The organism is Ekhidna sp., assembly GCF_040223195.1.
Lineage (GTDB): Bacteria > Bacteroidota > Bacteroidia > Cytophagales > Cyclobacteriaceae > Ekhidna.
Genome location: NZ_JAVKDX010000014.1, coordinates 23,596 through 46,273, shown reverse-complemented (window position 1 = coordinate 46,273; position 22,678 = coordinate 23,596). Strand labels below are relative to the sequence as shown.

At 43.3% G+C, this 22,678-nt stretch carries 21 protein-coding genes; 8 read left to right on the top strand and 13 right to left on the bottom strand.

Annotated elements, in window-relative coordinates; translation table 11 throughout:
- The first annotated feature begins 13 nt into the window (after positions 1–13).
- The 7 genes from RLN88_RS06765 to RLN88_RS06735 are packed head-to-tail and all read left to right on the top strand — an operon-like array spanning position 14 to position 7,820.
- Positions 14–1,429 carry an IPT/TIG domain-containing protein gene (locus RLN88_RS06765; RefSeq protein ID WP_350220629.1) on the top strand — a complete coding sequence of 472 codons (1,416 nt, stop codon included), beginning with the start codon at positions 14–16 and terminating at the stop codon, positions 1,427–1,429.
- Between the two features lie 18 nt (positions 1,430–1,447).
- Complete coding sequence (locus RLN88_RS06760) at positions 1,448–3,316, top strand: DCC1-like thiol-disulfide oxidoreductase family protein (protein ID WP_350220628.1); 1,869 nt, start codon at positions 1,448–1,450, stop codon at positions 3,314–3,316.
- Positions 3,313–4,281, top strand: a complete 969-nt coding sequence (locus RLN88_RS06755; RefSeq protein ID WP_350220627.1) for an ATP-grasp domain-containing protein — start codon at positions 3,313–3,315, stop codon at positions 4,279–4,281. The genes RLN88_RS06760 and RLN88_RS06755 overlap by 4 nt, the downstream gene beginning before the upstream one ends.
- On the top strand, positions 4,278–4,916 hold the full coding sequence (locus tag RLN88_RS06750) for an HAD family hydrolase (RefSeq protein ID WP_350220626.1): 639 nt from the start codon (positions 4,278–4,280) through the stop codon (positions 4,914–4,916). Before RLN88_RS06755 ends, RLN88_RS06750 begins: the two co-directional genes overlap by 4 nt.
- Positions 4,913–5,521, top strand: coding sequence for a NeuD/PglB/VioB family sugar acetyltransferase (locus tag RLN88_RS06745; RefSeq protein ID WP_350220625.1), 609 nt, complete (start codon positions 4,913–4,915; stop codon positions 5,519–5,521). Before RLN88_RS06750 ends, RLN88_RS06745 begins: the two co-directional genes overlap by 4 nt.
- Positions 5,521–6,639: a dTDP-4-amino-4,6-dideoxygalactose transaminase gene (rffA, locus tag RLN88_RS06740; RefSeq protein ID WP_350220624.1), complete on the top strand. Its 1,119-nt coding sequence runs from the start codon at positions 5,521–5,523 to the stop codon at positions 6,637–6,639. Before RLN88_RS06745 ends, rffA begins: the two co-directional genes overlap by 1 nt.
- Positions 6,636–7,820, top strand: a complete 1,185-nt coding sequence (locus RLN88_RS06735) for a TDP-N-acetylfucosamine:lipid II N-acetylfucosaminyltransferase family protein (protein ID WP_350220623.1) — start codon at positions 6,636–6,638, stop codon at positions 7,818–7,820. Before rffA ends, RLN88_RS06735 begins: the two co-directional genes overlap by 4 nt.
- Positions 7,821–8,009: 189 nt before the next feature.
- Here the strand turns inward: RLN88_RS06735 and RLN88_RS06730 are convergent, their stop codons facing one another.
- From RLN88_RS06730 to folK, 5 genes are read right to left on the bottom strand one after another with little or no spacing between them, the layout of a single operon-like run.
- Complete coding sequence (locus tag RLN88_RS06730) at positions 8,010–8,849, bottom strand: sulfotransferase domain-containing protein (protein WP_350220622.1); 840 nt, start codon at positions 8,847–8,849, stop codon at positions 8,010–8,012.
- Positions 8,849–11,260: a YfhO family protein gene (locus RLN88_RS06725; RefSeq protein ID WP_350220621.1), complete on the bottom strand. Its 2,412-nt coding sequence runs from the start codon at positions 11,258–11,260 to the stop codon at positions 8,849–8,851. Before RLN88_RS06725 ends, RLN88_RS06730 begins: the two co-directional genes overlap by 1 nt.
- Positions 11,257–12,750 (bottom strand): lipopolysaccharide biosynthesis protein, encoded by a 1,494-nt coding sequence (locus RLN88_RS06720; protein WP_350220620.1) that lies wholly within the window; start codon positions 12,748–12,750, stop codon positions 11,257–11,259. Before RLN88_RS06720 ends, RLN88_RS06725 begins: the two co-directional genes overlap by 4 nt.
- 10 nt (positions 12,751–12,760) lie before the next feature.
- Entirely contained in the window at positions 12,761–13,507 is a 747-nt protein-coding gene (locus RLN88_RS06715; RefSeq protein WP_350220619.1) for a sulfite exporter TauE/SafE family protein, read from the bottom strand.
- A gap of 1 nt (position 13,508) precedes the next feature.
- Positions 13,509–14,000 carry a 2-amino-4-hydroxy-6-hydroxymethyldihydropteridine diphosphokinase gene (gene folK, locus RLN88_RS06710; protein ID WP_350220618.1) on the bottom strand — a complete coding sequence of 164 codons (492 nt, stop codon included), beginning with the start codon at positions 13,998–14,000 and terminating at the stop codon, positions 13,509–13,511.
- Positions 14,001–14,083: 83 nt separating this feature from the next.
- Here folK and sppA point away from each other — a divergent pair, with 83 nt between their 5' ends.
- Positions 14,084–15,817 (top strand): signal peptide peptidase SppA, encoded by a 1,734-nt coding sequence (sppA, locus tag RLN88_RS06705; RefSeq protein WP_350220617.1) that lies wholly within the window; start codon positions 14,084–14,086, stop codon positions 15,815–15,817.
- Between the two features lie 233 nt (positions 15,818–16,050).
- Here sppA and RLN88_RS06700 read toward each other — a convergent pair whose 3' ends face one another.
- From RLN88_RS06700 to sufB, 8 genes are all read right to left on the bottom strand, one after another.
- Positions 16,051–16,599 (bottom strand): hypothetical protein, encoded by a 549-nt coding sequence (locus RLN88_RS06700; protein WP_350220616.1) that lies wholly within the window; start codon positions 16,597–16,599, stop codon positions 16,051–16,053.
- A 228-nt stretch (positions 16,600–16,827) separates the two neighbouring features.
- Entirely contained in the window at positions 16,828–17,244 is a 417-nt protein-coding gene (locus RLN88_RS06695) for a BrxA/BrxB family bacilliredoxin (RefSeq protein ID WP_350220615.1), read from the bottom strand.
- Between the two features lie 32 nt (positions 17,245–17,276).
- A complete protein-coding gene (locus RLN88_RS06690; RefSeq protein WP_350220614.1) occupies positions 17,277–17,609 on the bottom strand; it encodes an iron-sulfur cluster assembly protein in 333 nt (110 codons plus the stop codon).
- On the bottom strand, positions 17,606–18,037 hold the full coding sequence (locus RLN88_RS06685; RefSeq protein ID WP_350220613.1) for a SufE family protein: 432 nt from the start codon (positions 18,035–18,037) through the stop codon (positions 17,606–17,608). Before RLN88_RS06685 ends, RLN88_RS06690 begins: the two co-directional genes overlap by 4 nt.
- Positions 18,037–19,272, bottom strand: coding sequence for an aminotransferase class V-fold PLP-dependent enzyme (locus tag RLN88_RS06680; RefSeq protein ID WP_350220612.1), 1,236 nt, complete (start codon positions 19,270–19,272; stop codon positions 18,037–18,039). Before RLN88_RS06680 ends, RLN88_RS06685 begins: the two co-directional genes overlap by 1 nt.
- Complete coding sequence (gene sufD, locus RLN88_RS06675; RefSeq protein WP_350220611.1) at positions 19,273–20,451, bottom strand: Fe-S cluster assembly protein SufD; 1,179 nt, start codon at positions 20,449–20,451, stop codon at positions 19,273–19,275. It abuts the gene before it with no gap.
- Between the two features lie 2 nt (positions 20,452–20,453).
- Positions 20,454–21,206: a Fe-S cluster assembly ATPase SufC gene (gene sufC, locus RLN88_RS06670; protein WP_350220610.1), complete on the bottom strand. Its 753-nt coding sequence runs from the start codon at positions 21,204–21,206 to the stop codon at positions 20,454–20,456.
- 19 nt (positions 21,207–21,225) lie between these two features.
- Positions 21,226–22,671 carry a Fe-S cluster assembly protein SufB gene (gene sufB / locus RLN88_RS06665; RefSeq protein ID WP_350220609.1) on the bottom strand — a complete coding sequence of 482 codons (1,446 nt, stop codon included), beginning with the start codon at positions 22,669–22,671 and terminating at the stop codon, positions 21,226–21,228.
- Positions 22,672–22,678 lie beyond the last annotated feature (7 nt).

The following is a 22,678-nucleotide window of genomic DNA, read 5'->3' as shown; positions in this document are numbered from 1 at the left end:
ATATCCAAGGGTATTGACAGAGCCAATTGAAGAGATTACATCAGAGGGCGCGTTGTTTCATGGTACTATCACGTTAGCTGGGAGCGACACACTTTCGTCGGTAGGCTTTGTGTGGGGAACTGATGGAAATCCTTCAAAGGGGAATGGAGATGAAGTGAGTTTAACTTCAATAGGCTTAGATGAAAATGAATTTTCCTTTTTTGTTAGGTCTACCTTGGATGAAGGTAAAAAGTACTGGGTGCGAGCATTTGTCACTCAAGGTCAACTTACGGTATATGGAGATACCGTATCTTTTGTAAGCCAAGGGAGTTCATCTAACCCTCAAATAGATGAATTCGAGCCAAAGAATGGAACTGACTATACCGAGGTAATCATATCTGGAAGTGGATTTAGTCACAAGAATTCAGAAAATATTGTCAAATTCAACGAAATAGATGCCACAGTCATATCCAGTAAAACAAGTGAATTGAAAGTTCAGGTACCTCCTGGAATATCTTCACGGGAAGTTGCTTTGAAAGTTATAGTTACCGGGAATAGCGCTGAAGCAGAGGAACCTTTTATTAGAAATGAACCAATTATTAGTAGTTTCAATGTGACTTTCGAGGATTGCAAAAATATTGTCACTATTGAGGGTACCGATTTCAGTACTGTAGAAGATGGAAATAAAGTTTTCTTTGGTGAAAATGAGGGGACTATTCTATCTTTTGATGATGGCGAGATCAGGGCATTAACTCCTAACATTGAGGGGAATTTTGATTTGAAAGTTGAGGTAGCTGGTCAAAGCGCAGTTGCTAGCGATTTTGTTGAGCTACAATCCTGTCCTGTGCCGACTGATGATCTCCAAGCATACTATCCTTTTAACGGAAATGCGAACGACGAAAGTGGAAACGGCTATCATGCAACAGTCAATGGAGCAACCCTCACATCAGATCGAGATGGCAACCCTAACTCTGCATATAGCTTTGACGGAAATAATGATTATATAACACTAGGTGATGACTTTGATTATGAATCCATGACTATAAATGTCTGGTTCAAAGTCTCAGTTTTTGAGTCAGATAGAAGACCAATAATTTCACTAGATCACGCCGATCTTAATAATGGTGTTTGGGGAATTTCAGTAGGCACTGATGGCACTGATTTCCTTTCTTTTAACCGTAATTTTGAGTTGACTTCCTTTGAAGTTGACGACCAATGGCATATGGCAACTTTGGTTTATAATCCAGAAAGCTATGACCTCTATTTGGATGGAAATTTTCTTTCAAGCCATAGTAGCCCCGCAAATAATAATTCAATGGATGGAATCCAAAGTGTCATATTAGGATGTACCAGGAAACTTGATCGATTTTATACTGGCGCAATTGATGATATAAGAATATATAGTAGGAGTCTTTCTGACTCAGAAGTAGGAATTCTTTATTTAGAATGATCTCCATTGACTATCCAGATGAATATAATTGGAAGATATTTTTCATGGATCGATCATCTCTTAACAAAGCAAGTGGATGCCACGGGTCTTTCACTTTTTCGAATCCTTTACTCATTGGTACTGTGTTGTGAAATAGGCCAAATTATTTTCTTCAGGCATCTTATTTACGATAAGGTTCCTTTTTTGATCCCATCAGAGATCAATATGCTGCCAGGCCTTATTGTGTGGTTTATCTCGGTGGTTTTTATACTCTTTGGCTTTTACACCAAAAGGGCTGCACTGGTCAATTATGTATTATCGCTTGTATTTATCGGAACTATTAAGAGCTATGAATACCATGTTTTTTACATATACATAATTTTGAATTTTTTGCTTATTTTTCTTGAAAGTGATCAGAATCACTCGATAGATCGTCTTCGAAGGAAGATAAGGTTTTCTACAGCAAGAAGAGAATACATCCCATCCAAGACTGTTGCTGCTGCCAACTACTATGCTGTTCTTATTTTGGGTATAGGCTTTTTTTACTTTGATTCAGTTTTCTACAAGTATGCCTCCGATTTTTGGACTAAAGGTCTTGGTATGTGGCTTCCAGCCTCCATACCATTTGCTACCCATGTAGACACAACCTTGGTATTGAACAATAAATGGTTTGTGCTTGCCCTAGGTTATCTGACTTTAATTTTTGAAACAATATTCTTATTCACTTTTGATAGTAAGAAGCTGAGATTAATATGGTTTCTGATAGGGACAGGACTTCATGTGGGGATCATAATAGTATTCCCAATTCCATGGTTTGGACTTTGTATGCTTTCGATGTATTTATTGATGATCCCGTTTTCTTTTTGGAAAGTATTAGGGAAAAAACTTCGAACTTCCACTCCAACTCTCAAGGTCTTTTTCAATCAGGAATGCCCATTGTGCAATAGAACTCGAATGACTATAAATCACTTCGATTACTTTGGGAAAATTGAATGGTGTGGTATAGACACTATTGAAGATGATCGAATGAAAGGGGTCCCCAAAGAAGACTTGTACTATTCCATGCATGCAATTACTAAAAGGGGAAAAATTGTGGATGGGATTAAGGCTTATTTGCTTATCCTAAAAAGGATTCCCCTATTTATTCCAATGTATTTAATAGTGTCTATTCCTGGCATTTATCATTTGGCTGGATCGATTTATAGAATAATCTCTTCAAAATCTTCTTTTGAGCATTGTACAGATCAAACTTGTGGATATGTTCCGCCAATGGCCCCAAAACCAGATCATGAGGTTTATGTACTCGATGGCTTTAGTCGAAAGCAATTGAAAACTCTATTATACGGTTTAGTTTTTGGAGTATTTATTTTGCTTCAAATCAATGCGTCGTATCAGTCCTATTTAAGGCTAAATAAGAAAGAAGGACCCTTTGCTTCTAAGGTTGCGTGGCAGCTTAGTAAAACTGCTTTTGGAATTACCACCCATGGTTTGTTTACAGATAACCACTTTAATGGATACAATCATAACATTACGGTTGAGGCAGTATTGGAGGATGGTAGAAGGTTTTGGTTGCCATTTATCAATAAAGATGGAACTGTTGGCAATTGGAATTACTCTTTTGTCTGGGCAAAATGGACTTTTAGGATAAATGGGCCAGAAGTAATTCATGAAAGACTCAAATATGGAATTCGGGATTTTTCTACTTTTTGGGCGGTTACCAATGACTATGATCCCAAAGAAATTAAATTCAATATTTATGTAAGACCTCTGCAAATACCCACAAAGTGGGAAAAGGATTTCCTGAAACGTCAGAAGCAAACGAAATGGGAGAAAGTAGGTCAGGCATACTGGGAAGGAGATCGGTTTATTGCCGACTACCCAGAAATAGAAACAATCAAGTTTGAATGAGTAAATCCATTTTAGTCACAGGTATAGGAGGAGTAGTGGGGCAGGGAATTTTGAGAAATGTCAAATCAGAATTCCCGGATATTCGATTGATAGGCACAAATACCGTTTTTGTTTCGGCAGGTAATCATTTGTGTGATGAAGTTTACAAGGTCCCATTTGGAGATTCCGAGGATTATATCAGTGAAATTTCACGAATTGCAGAGCTTGAGAACATTAACCTGATCATTCCGGCTACAGATTTGGAAGCTTATCACCTGGGCAAGAATCAGGAAATTCTAAACGTAAATGTCGCTATCTCATCCCCGGACCTGACCGGTCTGAGCCTTGATAAATGGAAAACGTATCAGCGGCTCAGCACTTTAAAAATTCCTTTTGCACAATCATTCCTGCCAGGTCAATATAAGGGTGAGTTGGATCAGGTAGTGGTAAAGCCCCGATCGGGAAGAGGTTCCCGCGATATCCACATAAACCCAATCAATCCGTCTGGTTTTAGTAATGATTTTGTCATTCAGGAGTATTTGGAAGGCCTGGAAATCACCACCACATTCTACGTAACCAGAAGAGGGGATTTGCATGGATTTATCACCTTCATACGGGAACTGGATGCTGGAAATACTTCTAAGGCGGAGGTGACTTTTGAGTTTAATTCGGAGCTTGAATCTATTATTCTGCAGTTGATTAAAAACTTTGATTGCCGTGGTTCAATCAATCTTCAATCTAAGGTCACAAAAAAGGGAATCATTCCATTCGAGATCAATAGCAGAATATCTGGCACTAATTCGCTAAGGCCTCACTTTGGCTTCAAAGATGTTAGGTACACGGTTCAGGAGTGGCTTTTTAAGACAGAACCGGATACTCCGGAAGTGAGACCTGGGTGTGCTATGCGGGTCATTCATGATATCATCTATCCAGATATTTCACTAGCGGAGATCAAGAATAATAAGGATAATTTTAGACTGCAATGATCAAAGCAGTCTTTTTCGATGTGGCCAATACGCTGCTGTATAAGCCTTCGCTTTTCACCAATATCCAGCAGGTATTTAAAGCACATGGACACCCTGTTCCATTGGATCATATTCAGAAATCGCATCAGCGCCTGACCGAAGAGGTCATTTTCCCAGACTCAACCAACAAAGAATTCTACCTCGATTTTAATGCAAAACTCTGCGCTTCACTTGAGGTTCCTCACACAGAAGAATTGACTGAAGAAATATATGCTGCTTGCTCCGGATTGATCTGGTCGAAGTTTCACGACGCTGATGCGATTGGATCACTTAATCTGCCATTGGGAATAGGTTCAAACTGGGATACTTCACTCAGAGAAAAGTTGGGGGGATTCTTTCAAGTTGATTTTGAGTGGGTTCTTGTTTCGGAGGAACTGGGTATAAAAAAACCTAATCCTGCATTTTTTCACAAAATGATTGAGATTTCGGGATATCAGCCAAATGAAATTATGTTTGTCGGGGATTCTATGCGATTGGATATTCTACCATCTAAGAAGACTGGAATCAATTCTGTCTTAATTGACAGGACAAATTTTTACGCAAACTACGAAGGATTGAAAATCAAAAATTTGAATGAGCTCACTAAGTTGATATGAAACGATTGGCAATTATTGGTGCAGGAGACTTAGGTCAACAGATAGCTTATCATGCTACCGATAGTGGTTATCAGGTCGTGGGTTTTTTCGATGATTTTCTGCAGGATGCTTTGGGAAAAATTTCAGATGTGATTCATTCATATGAAAATGGAGCATTTGACGAATTGATGATTGGTATTGGATATAAGCATATGGATATTCGGGCTACTCTTTTTGAGAAATTTCATAGATCCATTCCATTTGCTAAAATCATCCACTCATCAGCCTATGTCGATCCATCGTGTCAGATTGGAGAGGGGACGCTTATTTATCCTGGCTGTGTGCTGGATATGAATGTTGTCGTCGGCCAGAATGTATCTCTGAATGTCAGTTGCACCATTGCGCATGATTCTGAAGTAGGAAGTCACTCCATGTTATCCCCCGGAGTGGTGGTATCCGGCTTTGTGAAAATTGACCGGCAGGTAAATCTTGGTACCGGGACCAAGGTGATCGACAACATTGAAATCTCGAAAGGAGTGAGGACAGGTGCCGGAGCAGTGGTTACAGAAAATCTAAGCCAACCGGGGCTTTATGTGGGAGTTCCTGCCAGATTTAAAAAACCCTGATGATCCCATTCAATAAACCATACCTGACAGGCAAGGAAACGACCTACATTGAGGAGGCAGTAAAAACTGGTAAAATTTCCGGTAATGGCGTCTTTACCCAAAAATGCCATCAGTTTTTCACCGATCGATATGGCTTTAAAAAATGCCTCCTTACGACTTCCTGTACGGATGCGCTGGAGATGGCCGCTCTGCTGCTAGATATCCGGCCGGGTGATGAGGTAATCATGCCCAGCTACACCTTTGTTTCCACTGCTAATGCCTTTGTGCTAAGAGGTGCCACCATTCGTTTTGCGGATAGTGAATCATCCAATCCCTGCATCTCAGTTGACAGTATCAGGTCATTGATCACTCCGAAAACAAAAGCGATAGTGGTGGTTCACTATGCCGGTGTGGCCTGCGATATGGGGCAGATTATGTCCCTTGCCAATGAACATGACATCTATGTGGTGGAAGATGCCGCACAGGCAATTGATAGCAAATACAAAAATGAATACCTCGGAGGCATTGGACACCTGGCAGCATTTTCATTTCATGAAACGAAAAACATCATTTCGGGTGAGGGCGGCATGTTGGTGGTAAACGATAAACAGTTTGAAGCCAGGGCTGAAATTATCTGGGAGAAGGGGACTAACCGATCCGCTTTCTTTCGAGGTGAAGTAGATAAATATGGTTGGGTGGATGTTGGCTCTTCCTTCCTGCCGTCCGAGATTACGGCAGCTTTCCTCTTTGCCCAGTTAGAATGCCTGGATGAAATTCAGGAGCGTAGACTAGCCATTTGGAACAGGTATAGAGACGAGCTGTCATTCTTGGAGAATCATGGAATTTCATTGCCACATATCCCCGAATACGCCACCAACAATGGTCACATGTTTTACATTGTTACCAATAATCCTGAGGAAAGGGATTCGCTGATTGATCACATCAGGAGCCGGGGCGCTCATCCGGTGTTCCATTACATTTCGCTCCATAAGAGCCCTTTTTTCTCTGGTAAGTATAAAGATGGAGAACTTCCCAATTGTGACCGCTATTCTGATAACCTGGTTCGCCTCCCTTTTTATTGTGAGTTGGGCGAAGATCAGGAAGTGGTCATCAGTGCTATCAAAAGCTTTTATTCGTGATTTTGCACCTCCATACAGATTCACGGTTTGCAGATTACACCATCAGTTTGTTTGATCAGAAGGACAATCATCATTTGGTGGGAAAGAGATATCCCGGTCAGCGACTAAAGTACATTTCCAATCATCAAAATACGGAGCAGTATGTTTTCGGCTGGACGAATCCAAAAAGGCTTTTGAAGAAGCTATCTCCTGGTGCCGTTATTGTCCATTTCCTTGATATCAGATGGTTTGAACTAATCCGAGAACTTCCGACTGATGTCAGAGTCGTTTGGATATTCTGGGGAGGTGATGGGTATGGTCTTCCAAAAATGAAAGAGGGATTACTTGATCCAATCACAGCCTCTTTTGCTTCTAAGCTTGGTTCTCACTCATCCAAAGTAGACAAAATGAAGGCGGAATTGGGAGTGGATTCCATCTGGCAAACTGCATTCTGGAAGAGTCTGGTTTTTGAGGGAGTACGAAAAATGAAGACCACAGCTTCCCTGGATACTATACGACTAAAGTTGTTTGAGCGTGTAGACTATTGTGGCACTTTCCTGAAAGAAGATTATAAGCTCCTTAAGGCTCATTATGATTTCAAGATGGATTGGGTAGATGCAAGGTTTATTAGCCTGGAGCAATTAATTGGATCTCTGGAACCAGTAAATCCGGAGGGGAATAACATCTTGTTGGGCAATTCCTGCACAATGGAAAACAATCATGTAGATGCTTTTGAGGCTATAAATCAATTGGAATTAATTGCCGGACAGCAGGTGATCTGTCCATTGAGTTATGGAAAGGATATGGGTTCATACCGGGATTTGGTAATTGAAGAAGGGAATCAAAAGCTTGGTCAGTCTTTTAGCCCACTGATGGAGTTGATGTCCATCAATGAATACACCAAAGTATTGAGGTCCTGCAGCTATGCGATTATGTTCCACAACCGCCAACAGGCATTCAACAATATATTGGCTTTGGTGTATTTGGGTGTAAAGGTGTACCTGAAGCCGAGCAATACTATTTATACATACCTAAGAAGAATAGGTTGCGAGGTTTGCTCTACTGAAGAGCTCCGAGCAACAAAGGAGCTGAAACCACTGAATGAAGATGAAATTTTAAGGAATCGAGAAGCACTAAGGAAAGAATTTTCCCAGAAGATGATTAGAAAAAGTGCGAATTCTTTGCTGGAAAAATTAACCTGAGTTCGACATAGGAGTGGAGAGAGCTTTCAAAATTCCTGTCAAATCGAAGAATTGAGATTTATTCTTTCTAAAAAAGCATGAAACACTATTGGGACAGGATTCATAAAGAGTAGGAAATATTTCTCCTTAACGTCGAAAAGACAGGAATTTTGAAGGTTATTGTCGAACCCTATATCGGCTCAGGTTAAATTAAAGGTATAAGTGACCGAATTGTTCCAGAAGCTCAGCCTCAGCCTGCATCATTTTATGAGAAAGCGCCTCTTTCTGCCGGACTTCCTCATCACTTATTGGAGGGATGCTTTCTTTGTTGATAAAGTAGTAGGCAGGGGTTATTAACCTCTGAAGAAACCTGGGGGTGCTCCTATGAACTTTCAAAGCAAATTGATGGATTCGGCTATTTCGGATTCCAAACGTCTCATTCTTCTTTTCAAATCCAAAAGATTCATAAAAGTTAGTGTCGATGCTTAAAAAGTCACAAAGTCTTTTCATTAAACCTTGAGGATCGTTCTTCATATCTTCGAAAGAAATAATCCTAAAGTTTTCCTTCGGAATATGCTCAAGCCACATATGGATGAAAGGGCTCAGGTTACATTCTTCATATTTTTCCCCTTCAAAATCGGCACCATCAAATCCTAAATATTCCGCAAAGGATCCTGAGAATTTCTTCGTCTTGTACCTGTTGAACTGATACTCTGAAAACATCCTGTCAGCCGTATTTCGCATGACCATTACTGCCTTAAGTGCCGGCAAAGTGCCAAGCTTATCGGCAGCCAGTTTCGAATAAATATACCCCGGAGAAGCTTCCATCCGAATGGGTTCACCTTTACAGTCGGTGAAGTATTTTTTATACCCATCCCAGCCATCCTTTTTAAAATTTGGAAAGGGGCTCTCCATCTCCGAATGCTCATAGAAATAGTACGTTTCCTTCTTGCTGGACCCGCAAACTTCAGGGTGTGCCGCCAGCCAATCAAAAAGCGAAGTGGTGCCCGTCTTAGGTGGCCCGGCGATAATCAGATTCGGAAGAGGCATTACTTTTTGAACTCAATCCCAACACCCCCCACAAAAACCAGCAAAACCAAAATGGAGCTTACCATCATGATGGTGTTTCCGGTAAAGTAGGTCTTAGGCTTAAACTCAAATACAATCTCATGTTGCCCCTGCGGGATTTGCAATGCCCTGAGCACATAATTGGCTCGCAGGATTTCAGCCTCATTTCCATCAATGGTGGCTATCCACCCTTCCGGATAGTATATCTCAGAAAAGATACCAGTTGCATCTCCACCGCTTACACTGGCAGTGTAGGTCAGCCTGTTTGGGGTCTTCTTGTCCAGGGTGATAACGCCCGATCCTGTGGTAGATGGAATATTAAATTTCGTTTGATCTATCACTGCCTGATTTTTCGTGTTCAGCGAACACACACTGTTCACTTCTTCATCCGGCGAATTGACGGGGATGATCTCATTCACTGTCCAGGCGTTTCCGTTCGCATATCTGTTGGGGAAAACCTGCGCTCCCGCATACATATATTTAGTATTCAGCATATTGAGCACCGGGAGATTTGAAAAGTTCATCGACTGACTTTGCAATGATTGAATTGCACTTTGTAGCTCACCCTGAATACAGTAGTCGATCAGGTCCTGATAGCGTCTGATCTTGGCTCCATGGTAGCCTCCGATCGACTCATGGTAGTAAGAAGTCCGGTTTTCATTGAATGGGTTTTGTAGGTTGAGCACCCGCTCTCCATAATTTGCCTGCGAAGCGATCGCTCGGTCTGCTTCGGTCATTTGGAAAAAATCCTCAGAAGGGTCTTTGACAAATTTTTCTTGGCCGAGAAACCGCTTGGTTAGTGAAAAACTATCTACGAAAACGATCAAAATAAGTCCCAATAGTACCTGACTTGCCTTGACCTGTTTCTTAAATAAAGCCCATACCAAAGTAGCAAAAGCCACCACAAACATCAGGGCTCGTAAAGTATCCTTGATAAGCAACGACCGCCTGTCCTCACGAATGGCATCCACAAACCAATCGGGTAGTTGCCCGTCTATTGCACCTCGAAATCCCAGCGCCCCTGAAAAAACCAGCACGGCAAGAAGGAATCCACCACCTATTCCCAGCGTGAGGAACACCTTCTTCTTCAATTCTTTATTCCACTCACTGGATACCAGCTTTTCCAAAGCCAGGAAGCCGAGCAAATTCATGGCGAAAATGGTGATGATGATCGTGAAGGTCACCGATCGAAACTTATTGTACCCTGGCAGGTAGTCAAACAGGAGATTATTGAATGACTCGAAGTTTTTGCCCCAGCTCATCATGATCCCCAATGCCACCAGGGCAATCAGCCATACTTTTTGGTTCTTTGGGAGAAACACAACACCCAGAATAAAGAGAATCACCGTGAGTGTGCCTGCATAATAGGGTGCAGTCAGAGGCTGGTCGCCCCAATAGGTTGGGATAGCTTTGACTTGTTGCTGAATTTGAGCTCGGCTGTATCCGGCACTTTTCAGTGCCTCAGCTACCGATGATTTAGTGGATAATTCCTGCTGGGAAGATCCACCAAAGATGTTTGGTACAAACAGAAATAATGGCTCTGCTATCCCATTGCTGTATCGGAATGCATACGCTCTGTCCAGCCCTGAGCTGGCTTGTTGGTCTGACTTCAATTCTGATTTCCCACGGATGGTGTACTTGCTATACTCGAGAGTAGTTGCCAGCCTTCCGTAGTTGGCGCCTACGGCAAGTACTGCCGCCAGGACCATGAGGCCAGCATTGATGCTGAAAGGTTTAAAGTCTTTTTCCTTGATCACATTGACCAGAATGTTGATTCCATAAGCGGCGATGATGATGGCAAGATAGTAGGTGATCTGTGGGTGATTGGTGCGAATCTGTAATCCCAAAGCCAGGGCAGTGAGCCCAAATCCCAGCCATCTTTTTCCTGAGAAGGTAAGATGGATGCTGGCAAGTACCAATGGCATCAATGCCACAGCAGCAATCTTCGCATTGTGACCAGCCATAATACCTATGATGTTGAACCCATTGAGTCCAAAAGCAATCGCTCCGGCCGCAGCAATCAGGGGTCTTACTTTAAAGCTAAGCAGGAGAATGTAGAAACTCACAAAAGCAACAAAAAGGATCCCTTGCGGGTGGGCCATTCCCAACCTTAGAATCCTGTAGGCGTGAACGAGCAGATCACCAGAAGACTGTACGCCTGTGAGATAGGCGGGCATCCCACTAAACATGTATGGATTCCAAAGCGCTTCTTCACCAGTACCACTTCGGTATTGCTGTAGTTGATTATTGCCACCCTGGCCCTGAAGGATGTCATGTTGGTCAATTTTCTTGTCACTCAAAAAAGTGGGATAGTGGACAAGAATTGTAATGAACAGGAATCCCAGGATAATTAGCCCATGGGTGAGGATATTTTTCTTTAGCGATGGATTCATTTCGGAAGGTTTATTTTTAAGAACCGCTCAAAGGTAGAATGAATGATTTTATTGATATCTGCTGAAATGCGGAATTGATAAATCAGGACAATGAAAACAAAGACTGTAAGAATTGACCGGATGGCAATATTGATTACCGGATGAAACGCCGGCTGGAAGAAGTAGGCCCCAACTGTCACTGCCACCCCAATAATAAAGAGCGGAAGGTGAGACCGGTCAAAGGGGTGAATACCAAAATGGTGTTTCACAAAGCTTAGCTTCAAGATGACATGAATGGTGATGGCTATAACATAGCTGATCGCAGCTCCATTGAGGCCCCAGCTGGAGATCATGAAATAATTGAGGCCAACCAAAATCACCGCGGCAACCACCTGAAAGATCAGGTTGTACTTATATAAATGAGAGTAGTTGATAATTTCTCCGGCAAAGCTTGAAGCCATCAGAATAAGCTTGGCAAAGCAAACCCCCACAACAACCCAAAAACCTGCCTGAAAAGCAGAACCTTTTGGAATGAAATTGAAAAGGTCCTGGAGGTTGGTCACAATCCCAATAAAGAGCAGAAAGCCTATGACCGACATGGTGATGGAGCTGCGTTTATAAAGTTTGTCCACCTCTGTCATATTTTTTCGGTCAAACTCGGTGGAAATGATGGGAGAGATCACCTTTGCCATATTTCTGCGAGGCATTTCCACGATCAGGGCAATGAAAAAACAGGTGGTGTAGATTCCGTTCATGTCTGAACCAAGAATGGTGGTGACCTGATCGTAGGTGATATTATTGATCAAAGCAAAGCTCCCTGCAAGCATCATGGAGTAGGTTCCAAACTTGAAAAGTTTGGCTTTCCATTCCCGATCAATAAACTCAAAATTGAATTTGAATCTAAAGTTGTGTGTGGTGATTAATTGAAGGAGAAGAAAAATAAAAGCAAGCAAATAAACCAACCCGAGCCCGACAACCGCAGTACTGAAACCCCACCAGCTAAGCGCATAGCCAAGCACAACGAAAAGAGACCCTATCCTTAAGTAAATATCTCGAAGCAGCGAAGGGAACACTACTTTGAGGATGGTTCTGCTGTAAGAAAAAAACAACTCAAAAAAGCTGTTGGAGACAATAATTACCCCGGTAATGGCAATGTAGTCTGCATACATGGGTGCAGTCTCCAGATAGCGCGCTGTGATGCTGTCCTTGAACAGGAAAAGCACCAGCAATACCAGCAAGTTGCCAACAAGGGTGATCAGGAACAGAAAGGTGAAGAACTCATCCCTGCGTTCTTCTTTGAAGGATGGGAAGTACTTAATAAATGAGCTGCCCATCCCAAAAGAAGAGATGGGGGAGACGATCATGGCATTGGCCGTTACAAGAGTGAAAACGCCAATCTGAGCGAGATCAAAATACTCTGCTCGTAAGTAGAGCGTATTCACATACCCGACAATAACCCCCAGATAGGCGATGAATGTGCCCCAGAAACTTTGCTTGATGACTACTCCCACAGAGGACTATTTAGAAAAACCACAATTTAATAGAAAGTGCTACCACCATCACCAATAAAATCATCCGGATCACCCGGTCACTAACCCCCACAGACCATCTGCTGGCTACCCACCCACCAAGCGCCTGCCCGGTGGCCAGCACCAAGCCGTACTCCCATCGGATCTTTCCGCTCAAATAAAAGACCACTAAAGCTGCAGACGTATAGGTGAGTGCCACAAACACTTTGATGGCGTTGGTTTTGGCCATCCTGAAACCATGAATGCCTGTCAGTGCGGCAATCATAATAAAACCAATGCCCGCCTGGATGAACCCCCCGTATATCCCAACAAAGAAGAATGCGATCACACTGATCCAGACCTTTTTGGACGTTAGCATTTCTTCCGCCTGGGTCTTTACTTTCGGTTTGAAAACGGTGATCCCCATCACCATCAGCATGATCACGGCAAGAATGCGGTTAAATAAAGTTTCATCGATATCAACGGCAATTTTGGAACCTATGATGGCACCAATCATGGCCGGGATGGCTACATAGATGGCAAAAGGAAATACACGCACTCCTTTGCTTCGAAACCCTGCCACCGAGAAGATATTCTGTGCGAAAATAGCTACCCGGTTGGAGGCATTGGCTTCTGAGGAAGGGAGGCCAAGAAAGATGAGCAAGGGCAGAGTGAGCAGGGACCCGCCACCAGCTACTGTATTTACAAATCCGGCGAAAATGCCAGCACCAATCAAAAAAGCTCCTTCGAGTAGGGTCATGCTAAAGCTTGTAGTCAGTTGGCTTGCAATCTAGCTCATCGGTGCAATCTGCCAGCATTTGCATTTGCGATTGTTTTGTGATCGGGTGAAGTTCCAATGGGCACATTTCCGCAAGCGGAATCAGGGTGAACCTTCGGTTCGATATGCCCGGATGCGGGATTTTCAAAGCTTCTGTATCTAGTACTTCATCATGAAAGTACAGGATGTCGATATCGATTGATCGCTCCCCCCACTTTTCCTTTCGCACTCTTCCAAGCTCCTTTTCAATTCCAAGGATGGTTTCCAGTAGTTCTTCCGGTCGCTTCGAAGTTTCTATCTGCAATACCACATTTAAAAACCAACCCTGATTTTCCTTCCCCCAGGGCTTGGTTTCATATATGGTGGACTCATCTATCACTTGTATTCCTTTTTGAATGAGCAGATGCTCTGCCTCCCTTAGATATTCCAGCCGATTGCCCAAATTGCTGCCCAGTAGCAGGTAAATTCCGTTCATCCTGTTTCTTAATCTAAACTTTACAAACCTCGTCTTACTTTTGCAAGTTTCAAAGACAAACTAAACGTACCAAATCAATATCCATGGCTTTTTTGCGAAATCTACTCGCCACACTGGTTGGCCTCATTATTTTCTCTATTCTCGGCTTCTTTATACTAATGGGAATTTTTGCATCAGCTGCGGCAGATGAAGTGCCAACTGTGAAAAGTAATTCCGTGCTTTATTTTCCGATGAATGGAATTTTGGAAGAGAGGGCCATAGATGATCCGTTTTTAATGGCTTTTGGTGATGGGCCACAAGTTCATAGCCTGCTGGATATCATTTCTGCTATCAACAATGCGAAAAATGACGATCGGATCAAAGGCATTTACATCGAGCCAAGATATCTGGCTGCCAGCTATGCGGGGTTGCAGGAGATTCGGGATGCGTTATTGGATTTCAAAGCGTCCGGAAAATTCGTCTACGCCTATGGGGAATATATAAGTGAATCTGATTACTACGTGGTTTCCGTAGCAGATAGTGTGTTTTTGAATCCTACGGGAGCGATTGAATTCAATGGCCTGGACGTGAATATCACTTTCCTCAAAGGCATGTTTGATAAGCTGGAAATCAAGCCGGAAGTATTCAGGGTGGGAGAATTTAAAAGCTATGTGGAGCCTTATATCCGCAAAGACCTGAGTGAAGAAAACCGAATGCAGTATACTGAGCTCCTAAACTCCATGTACAATATCTATTTGGAAAATGTATCCAACTCCATCCAAATCCCTCAGGAAACACTGGCAGACATTTCTGACCAAATGAAGGTAAGTCTTCCACAGGATGCAGCAGATGTGGGGTTGATCCATAAAGTGGGTTTTGAGGACGAACTAAAAAGCGTGATGAAGGCTAGGCTGGGACAAAGTGAAGGTTCTGAATTGAGAACCATGAAGATAAACAAATACATTCAGGCCATTGAGTCAGAGGGAGACTACTCCGAAAACCGGATTGCCGTGATTGTGGCTGAGGGAACCATTGCCATGGGGGGAGATGAAGGGATCGTTGGGTCAACTTTTGCTGAGGAAATCAGAAAAGCCAGAAACAATGATCGCATCAAAGCGATTGTGATGCGGGTAAACTCCGGTGGAGGAAGCATGACAGCCTCAGACATGATCTGGAGGGAGTTGATGTTGACCAAAGGCAAGAAGCCGATCATTGCCTCCATGAGTGGGGCAGCTGCTTCCGGCGGATATTACATTGCCATGCCTGCAGATACGATCATTGCCCAGCCAAACACCATCACCGGTTCCATTGGGATTTTCGGGATGTGGTTCAATTTTGGTGAATTCCTTGAAAACAAAATCGGTATCACCCACGATGTGGTGAAAACCGGAGAATACTCCGATATCTATACAGTAACCCGTCCATTGAGAGATACTGAGCGGGCGATCATCCAGCGTGGAGTGAACGAAGGCTATGAGGTCTTTACACAAAAGGTAGCAGATGCGCGAGGTATGAGTCAGGCAGATGTAAAAAAGATCGCTAGTGGGCGTGTCTGGAGTGGAGAGCAGGCCCTTGCAAATGGACTGGTTGATCAACTTGGCAGCTTCAATGATGCAATTGATTTGGCGGCAAAAGCTGCTGGAATTGAAGATGACTACTCCGTTTCGTATTATCCAAGAGAGAAGCCATTCATCGAAGAGTTTTTTGAGAAAATGAATGCAAAAATTCAATTCACCCTGTTTGGAGTAGAAGCTGATCCTGTAGCAAAAGCAGTAAAGGAACTACAGCACCTGAAGGGCTTGCAGGCTAGACTGCCGGGGCAGTTGGAGGTGAGGTAACGTCCAGATATGGCGCTGTGGCCTCCGAGCTTAATTAATTCCGATAAAAGTAGCTTATCTGCCGGTGCATTCAAAGCTTCATATGCGCACTGCGCCATGCAGATAAAAGACTCCCACGAGTAGAAGATAGTAGAAAGCACAATAGTTACTTGGCGGCAGATAAGCGGGATGCATAGCAGACACTTGGCAGATGGCTAAGTAAGGCCATGCGCCATCATCGTTTGTTAGCAATCTTAAAATCCCCTTCCGTTCCAGATTCCGAGTTTCTCAAGACGAGTTGAAATGAGACTTAATGTTTTGGCAAAGTTCTCCTGTTCAAGTTGAGAGTAAAGGTGCGCTGAGTCTAAGTCAATCAGTTCCTGTTCCTCATCGTTTGGTTCAAATTGATAGGTTACGATGGTGTTGTCAAAGTCAGTTTGGAGTCCACGTTCAAATGTGTCCAGACTGTCAATTGGAATTAGTAGTTGACATCTTTTGCTCTTGTCATACAGTCTGAATGTTAGACCATCAGGATAAGTTTTTTTGTAGAATTTGGTTATTGGAGTTAGTTTAAGAGTTGAGTCGTTAAGTCGTTTCCAGTTAAAGGCTGCAAATCTCCCACTGAGTCCAGTTGCATCTGTCCAACCACGTTGATAGACCGTAGAATCTTCGAAAATGTATGAGTTAGAAGAATACCAGTATCCAATTGTAAAAACAGGATATAGTTCTTGTTCAGTTTTAAATGAGTTGTAAGCAGAAACGCAACCAGTTAATACCAATATGATGAATAGATTTCGGAGCATCTGTGATTGCTAACATTAATGTAATGCGCACTGTGCGCGTTATTTTCCTTATATACTTTTTAAGTACGATTCGTCTAACTAACTGACAGTTACAAAATCAATTATTTATCGTTTGTAAGCATTTGTTTTCGGATATAACACGCACGCTTTCTTTCAAATATACCGTTTTCTAAAAACAAAAAACCTCACCCGTATCTCGGATGAGGTTTTGATTTTCTCTTGTGCTTCTTAGCAGAACTCTTCGTACACCTGCTTCAGGTGATTAGCGATCATCTCAGCAGATCGTCCTTCTATGTGGTGGCGCTCTACCATGTGCACTAGCTCACCATCTTTGAATAGAGCGATAGACGGTGAGGAAGGAGGGAATGGAAGCGTAAACTCCCGAGCCTTTTGGGTGGCCTCAGTGTCAAACCCGGCAAATACCGTGGTAAGATTGTCCGGTTTTTTGCTGCTTTTTTCCAAAGAAAGCAACACGCCTGGCCGGCAAGTCCCTGCTGCACATCCGCACACCGAGTTGATCACCATAAGGGAGGTTCCCTTGTGGTTAGACAGGTGGCTTTCTACTTCTCCAGCGGTAGTGAATTCCTGGAATCCGTTCTGCGTTAGCTGGGCTTTCATCGGTGCTACTAATTCCGGTGGGTACATATTCGTTCTGTTTTTATTAGTTGTTCAATTCTTTACATAAAACCAAGCTCCAGCTTTGCCTCCTCAGACATCATGTCTGTTGCGTAAGGTGGATCAAAGGTCAGTTCAATATTCACATCGTTAACACCCTCCACGGCCCTTACGTTCATCTCAACCTCGCTGGGGATACTCTCCGCTGCAGGGCAGGATGGGGAAGTCAGGGTCATCACGATCTCCACATTGTTTACTGGCAGGATATTGATCTCGTAGATCAGCCCAAGCTCATACACGTCCACGGGAATTTCCGGGTCGTACACATTCTTTATCGCTCTCACGATATCCTCCTTTAGTGCCAGGGTGTCTTTATTTGTATTCGTTTCGCTCATGACTCTTGCTTTGCTGATAGTGCCAGTGCGTACATTTTCATTTGTTTGATCATCGCTGCAAATCCATTGGATCGTTGCGTTCCGATGAACCGGTCCATCCCAATCTGCCTGGGAAAATAAATCTCGGCATCTATAACATGCTGTGGTGGAGATTGATTCAATACTCTGACCAGGAGGCTCATCAGACCCTTCGTAATCGCCGTATTGGAGTCAGCTTTGAACTGGACACGGTCATTGTCGAGTTCGGCAGTCATCCATACCTTAGATTGACACCCTTTCACAATGTTGTCATCAATCCGGGCTGCCTCAGGAAAAGCCCCAAGCTCATCACCAAGTTCCATGATGTAATCCAGCGTCATCTCCATGTCGCCATCGAGCATGGCAAACTCTTCAATAATCTCCTCCTGACGTTTTTTAATGGTGTCCATTAGCTAAATCGCTCCACGATCTTCTGCAAAGATTCACAGAAAACATCAATTTCTTCTTTGGTGTTGTAAACAGCAAAAGACGCCCGCACTGTTCCATCAATCTCAAAGAAGTCCATCAAAGGCTGGGTGCAATGATGACCCGTGCGTACGGCTATTCCCTTTACATCCAACAATTGCCCCAGATCATATGGATGCACATTGTCGATGAGGAAAGAGATAACACTTGCTTTGTTTTCCGCTGTGCCGATTGGAGTAAATCCTGGGATTTGATTCAATCGATCGGTAGCATACTCCAGCAATTCATGCTCGTATGCCTGGATGGCTTCATGGCCGATCTCATCAATAAAATCCATGGCAGACTTGAAGGCGATGACCCCTCCAATGTTCGGAGTGCCTGCCTCAAACTTGTAGGGGATATCATTAAATGTGGTTCCGCTGAATGAAACATCTTTGATCATCTCTCCACCGCCTTGGTAAGGAGGCGTGGCTTCCAATACTTCTCTGCGGCCATAAAGCACACCTACACCAGTAGGCCCATACATTTTGTGGCTGGATAGTGCCAGAAAATCACAGTTCAGTTCTTGTACATCTATTTTGATGTGGGGAGCCGCCTGAGCTGCATCAATCAGGGTTGTCGCATTGACTTTTATTGCTTCTGCTATGATTTCTTTCACAGGGTTGATCGTACCCAGGGAGTTGGAAATATAATTGACGGCCACCAGCTTGGTCTTGGTGCTGAGCAGCTTTTTATATTCTTCTATCAGGATTTCTCCTTTTTCATTGATTGGGATCACTTTGATGATGGCACCTGTACGCTCGGCAGCTAGTTGCCATGGCACAATGTTGGAGTGGTGCTCCAAATGCGAAATCAGAATTTCATCACCCGATTTCAAAAACTTAGATCCCCACGCTTGTGCCACAAGGTTGATGCTCTCGGTAGTTCCTTTAGTGAAGATGATTTCGTCTGCTTCCGCGGAATTTATGAATTGATGTACCCGCTCACGAGTTTCTTCGAATGCCTTGGTGGATCGCTCGGCCAGGGTATGAATACCTCTGTGGATATTGGCATGATCCTTTTCGTAGAAATTGACCAGTGCATCCACCACACTTTTGGCCGTCTGAGAGGATGCTGCATTATCAAAATAGATCAATGGTTTTCCATTGACCTCCTGATCAAGAATCGGGAACTGGCTCCTGATTTTCTTGATGTCGATCGCTGTAGTGACCGTACTCATTTATCCTAATTTTTGATCGATCAGCGATTGAATCTCATCTCTCACTGATTCTATTTTTACATGCTCCATCGTCTCAAGTGCAAAGGCATTCAGGATCATCGCTTTGGCACTTTTTTCTGAAATTCCCCTTGCGCGCAGGTAGAAGATCGCATCCTCGTCTAATTGACCAGAGGTACATCCGTGAGAGCATTTCACATCGTCCGCCCAGATTTCGAGCTGAGGTTTGGTGTGAAGCGTGGCGTCTTCAGAAAGCAAAATGTTGTTATTCGCCTGGAAGGCATTGGTCTTCTGAGCATCCTGCCGCACATAGATTTTACCATTGAATACCCCGGTAGACTTTTCATCCAGAATCCCCTTGTATAGCTCGTTGCTATATGAGTTTGGCTTCTGATGATCAACGGAAGTATTGTTATCTACATGCGATTTCTTATCCAGAAGGAACAGGCCATACATATGTCCTTCACAGTTCTCATTCTCCAGATTGATGGTTAAGTTATTTCTAACCATTGCTCCTTCGAATGAAAATGTATTGTTGTAGAAATGGGCATCACGATCCACACTTGCAACCACCGTCTCGTGGCTGAATGTTGCAGCATTGTAGTTCTGCACTTTGGTATGATAGCCGAAGGCATTCTTACCTACTGTAAACTCAATGTATGAATTCGTAAAAGTATTCTGGTCTGCAGGTGTAACCAGCTTTTCAATCACGCGAAAAGTATCACCATCCTTTACATTCACTTTGATACGTGGATTGGAAATACCATCAGTATTGAAGTGATAGATAAATACAGGAAGCTCATCACCGGAAGTGATGGTCATTTCTTCCTTTGCAAATGAGGTATTGAGGAGACTAAAAGGATCGTGCTTTCCCTTAGTAACCTCGCCAATGCTCATTTCAAGCTTCTTGGAAATGGTCGAATGTGATTTGGAAAATACCCCATTGATAAAGATCAGATGGCTCCCTTCTTCTTTATACAGCTTTTGGACATCAAAACTATCAACTCCCTTTACTTCAAAATCAATGTTCTTTTCCAATAGGGATGTGATGGGAGTGAATTTGTATGCTTCTGATTTTTTGTGCGGAAGCCCGATTTCTTTCAGCATATCCAAAGCTTCTTTCTGAGCTTTATTGCCCTGAAATGTGCCTGCTAGATTTTCCAATATCGTGGATGCTTCCATGATCATACTGCTACTTCTTCTTTGATCCAGTCGTATCCTTTTTCTTCCAGCTCTAGGGCGAGACTCTTATCGCCCGACTTTACAATTCGTCCCTTGTACAGTACATGCACATAATCAGGCACGATATAATCTAGCAGACGCTGATAGTGAGTCACTACAATTGTTGCAGTCTTGTCAGTCTTAAGTGTGTTTACCCCATCTGCCACAATTTTCAACGCATCAATGTCCAGCCCAGAGTCTGTTTCATCCAGGATGGAAAGCTTTGGTTCCAGCATGGCCATTTGGAAGATTTCATTTCTCTTCTTCTCACCTCCAGAGAAGCCTTCATTCAGCGATCGGCTAAGAAGTGCCTGATCGATATCAACCAGCTTCATTTTTTCCTTCATCAACTTCAGGAAGTGGACGGCATCCAATGCCTTTTCGCCTCTTGCCTCGCGTACCTGATTGATAGCTGTCTTCAGGAAGTTGGTTGTTGATACTCCCGGGATCTCAACCGGATATTGAAATGCAAGGAAGATCCCTTTCTGTGCTCGTTCTTCCGGGCTCAATTCCAAAAGGTTTTCACCTTCAAACGTCACAGACCCACCTGTCACATCATAGTCTTCTCTGCCTGCAAGCACTGAAGCCAAAGTACTCTTGCCGGAACCATTTGGGCCCATGATCGCATGTACTTCACCGGCTTTTACTTCCAGATCAATGCCTTTTAATATCTCCTTGTCCTCGATTGAGGCGTGTAAATTTTTGATGCTTATCATTACGTATATTGAAATTGACTTATCCGACACTACCCTCGAGGGTAAGCGCTAATAATTTTTGAGCTTCTACTGCAAATTCCATCGGAAGCTTATTCATCACCTCCTTAGCAAATCCATTCACGATCAGGGCCACAGCTGTTTCCTCATCAATACCTCGCTGCTGGCAGTAGAAGATTTGATCTTCACCAATCTTGGAAGTAGTTGCCTCATGCTCTATCTGAGCAGACTTGTTTTTGATATCGATGTACGGAAATGTATGTGCCCCACATTTATCTCCCATCAGTAGTGAGTCACACTGGGAGAAGTTTCGAGCATTTTCTGCCCGTTTCATGATTTCTACCTGGCCTCTGTAGCTGTTTTGAGATTTTCCTGCGGAAATACCTTTCGATACAATTCTTGATCGGGTATTCTTCCCAATGTGAACCATCTTGGTTCCCGTATCGGCTTGCTGGTAGTTGTTTGTCACAGCTACTGAGTAAAACTCACCCACTGAGTGATCTCCTTTAAGGATACAGGATGGGTATTTCCACGTCACGGCAGAACCTGTTTCTACCTGCGTCCAGGAAATCTTAGCATGATCGCCGGCACAGATTCCTCGCTTGGTTACGAAATTGTAGATTCCTCCTTTACCATTCTTATCGCCAGGGTACCAGTTTTGAACAGTTGAATATTTTACTTCAGCATTCTTTGCAGCGTAGATTTCTACCACTGCGGCGTGCAGCTGGTTTTCGTCCCGCATCGGGGCAGTGCATCCTTCAAGATAGCTTACATAGCTGTCATCCTCCGCCACAATCAATGTCCGCTCAAATTGACCGGTGTTTGCTGCGTTGATTCGGAAATAGGTAGAGAGTTCCATCGGGCACCTCACGCCTTTTGGAATGTAGCAAAATGATCCGTCTGAAAATACGGCTGAATTGAGTGCTGCAAAGTAGTTGTCATTGGCTGGGACAACTGACCCTAAATATTTTTTGATCAGCTCAGGATGTTCATGAACTGCCTCACTAAATGAACAGAAAATAACACCCAGTTCGGATAGTTTTTCCTTGAAAGTGGTGGCCACAGACACAGAGTCAATCACTGCATCAACTGCCACACCAGTGAGCCTTTTTTGCTCCTGAAGTGAAATGCCTAACCTCTCAAACGTCCTAAGTAATTCCGGATCTACTTCGTCCAGATTCTTTGGTTTTTTATCTTGTTTAGGAGCAGAATAGTAGCGAATTGACTGGTAGTCAATTTTAGGATACTTGACGTTTGCCCAGTTAGGCTCTGTCATTTTTTCCCATTGCCGGAAGGCCTTCAATCGCCACTCCAGCAACCACTCGGGTTCTTCTTTCTTAGCGGAAATGAAACGAACGATATCTTCATTGATCCCCAAAGGAGCCTCATCTGCTTCGAAATCTACAGACCAGCCATGCTCATATTCTTTGGAGGTAAATTCTTCTAGTATTTGTTCGTCAGTACTCATTTAGTTC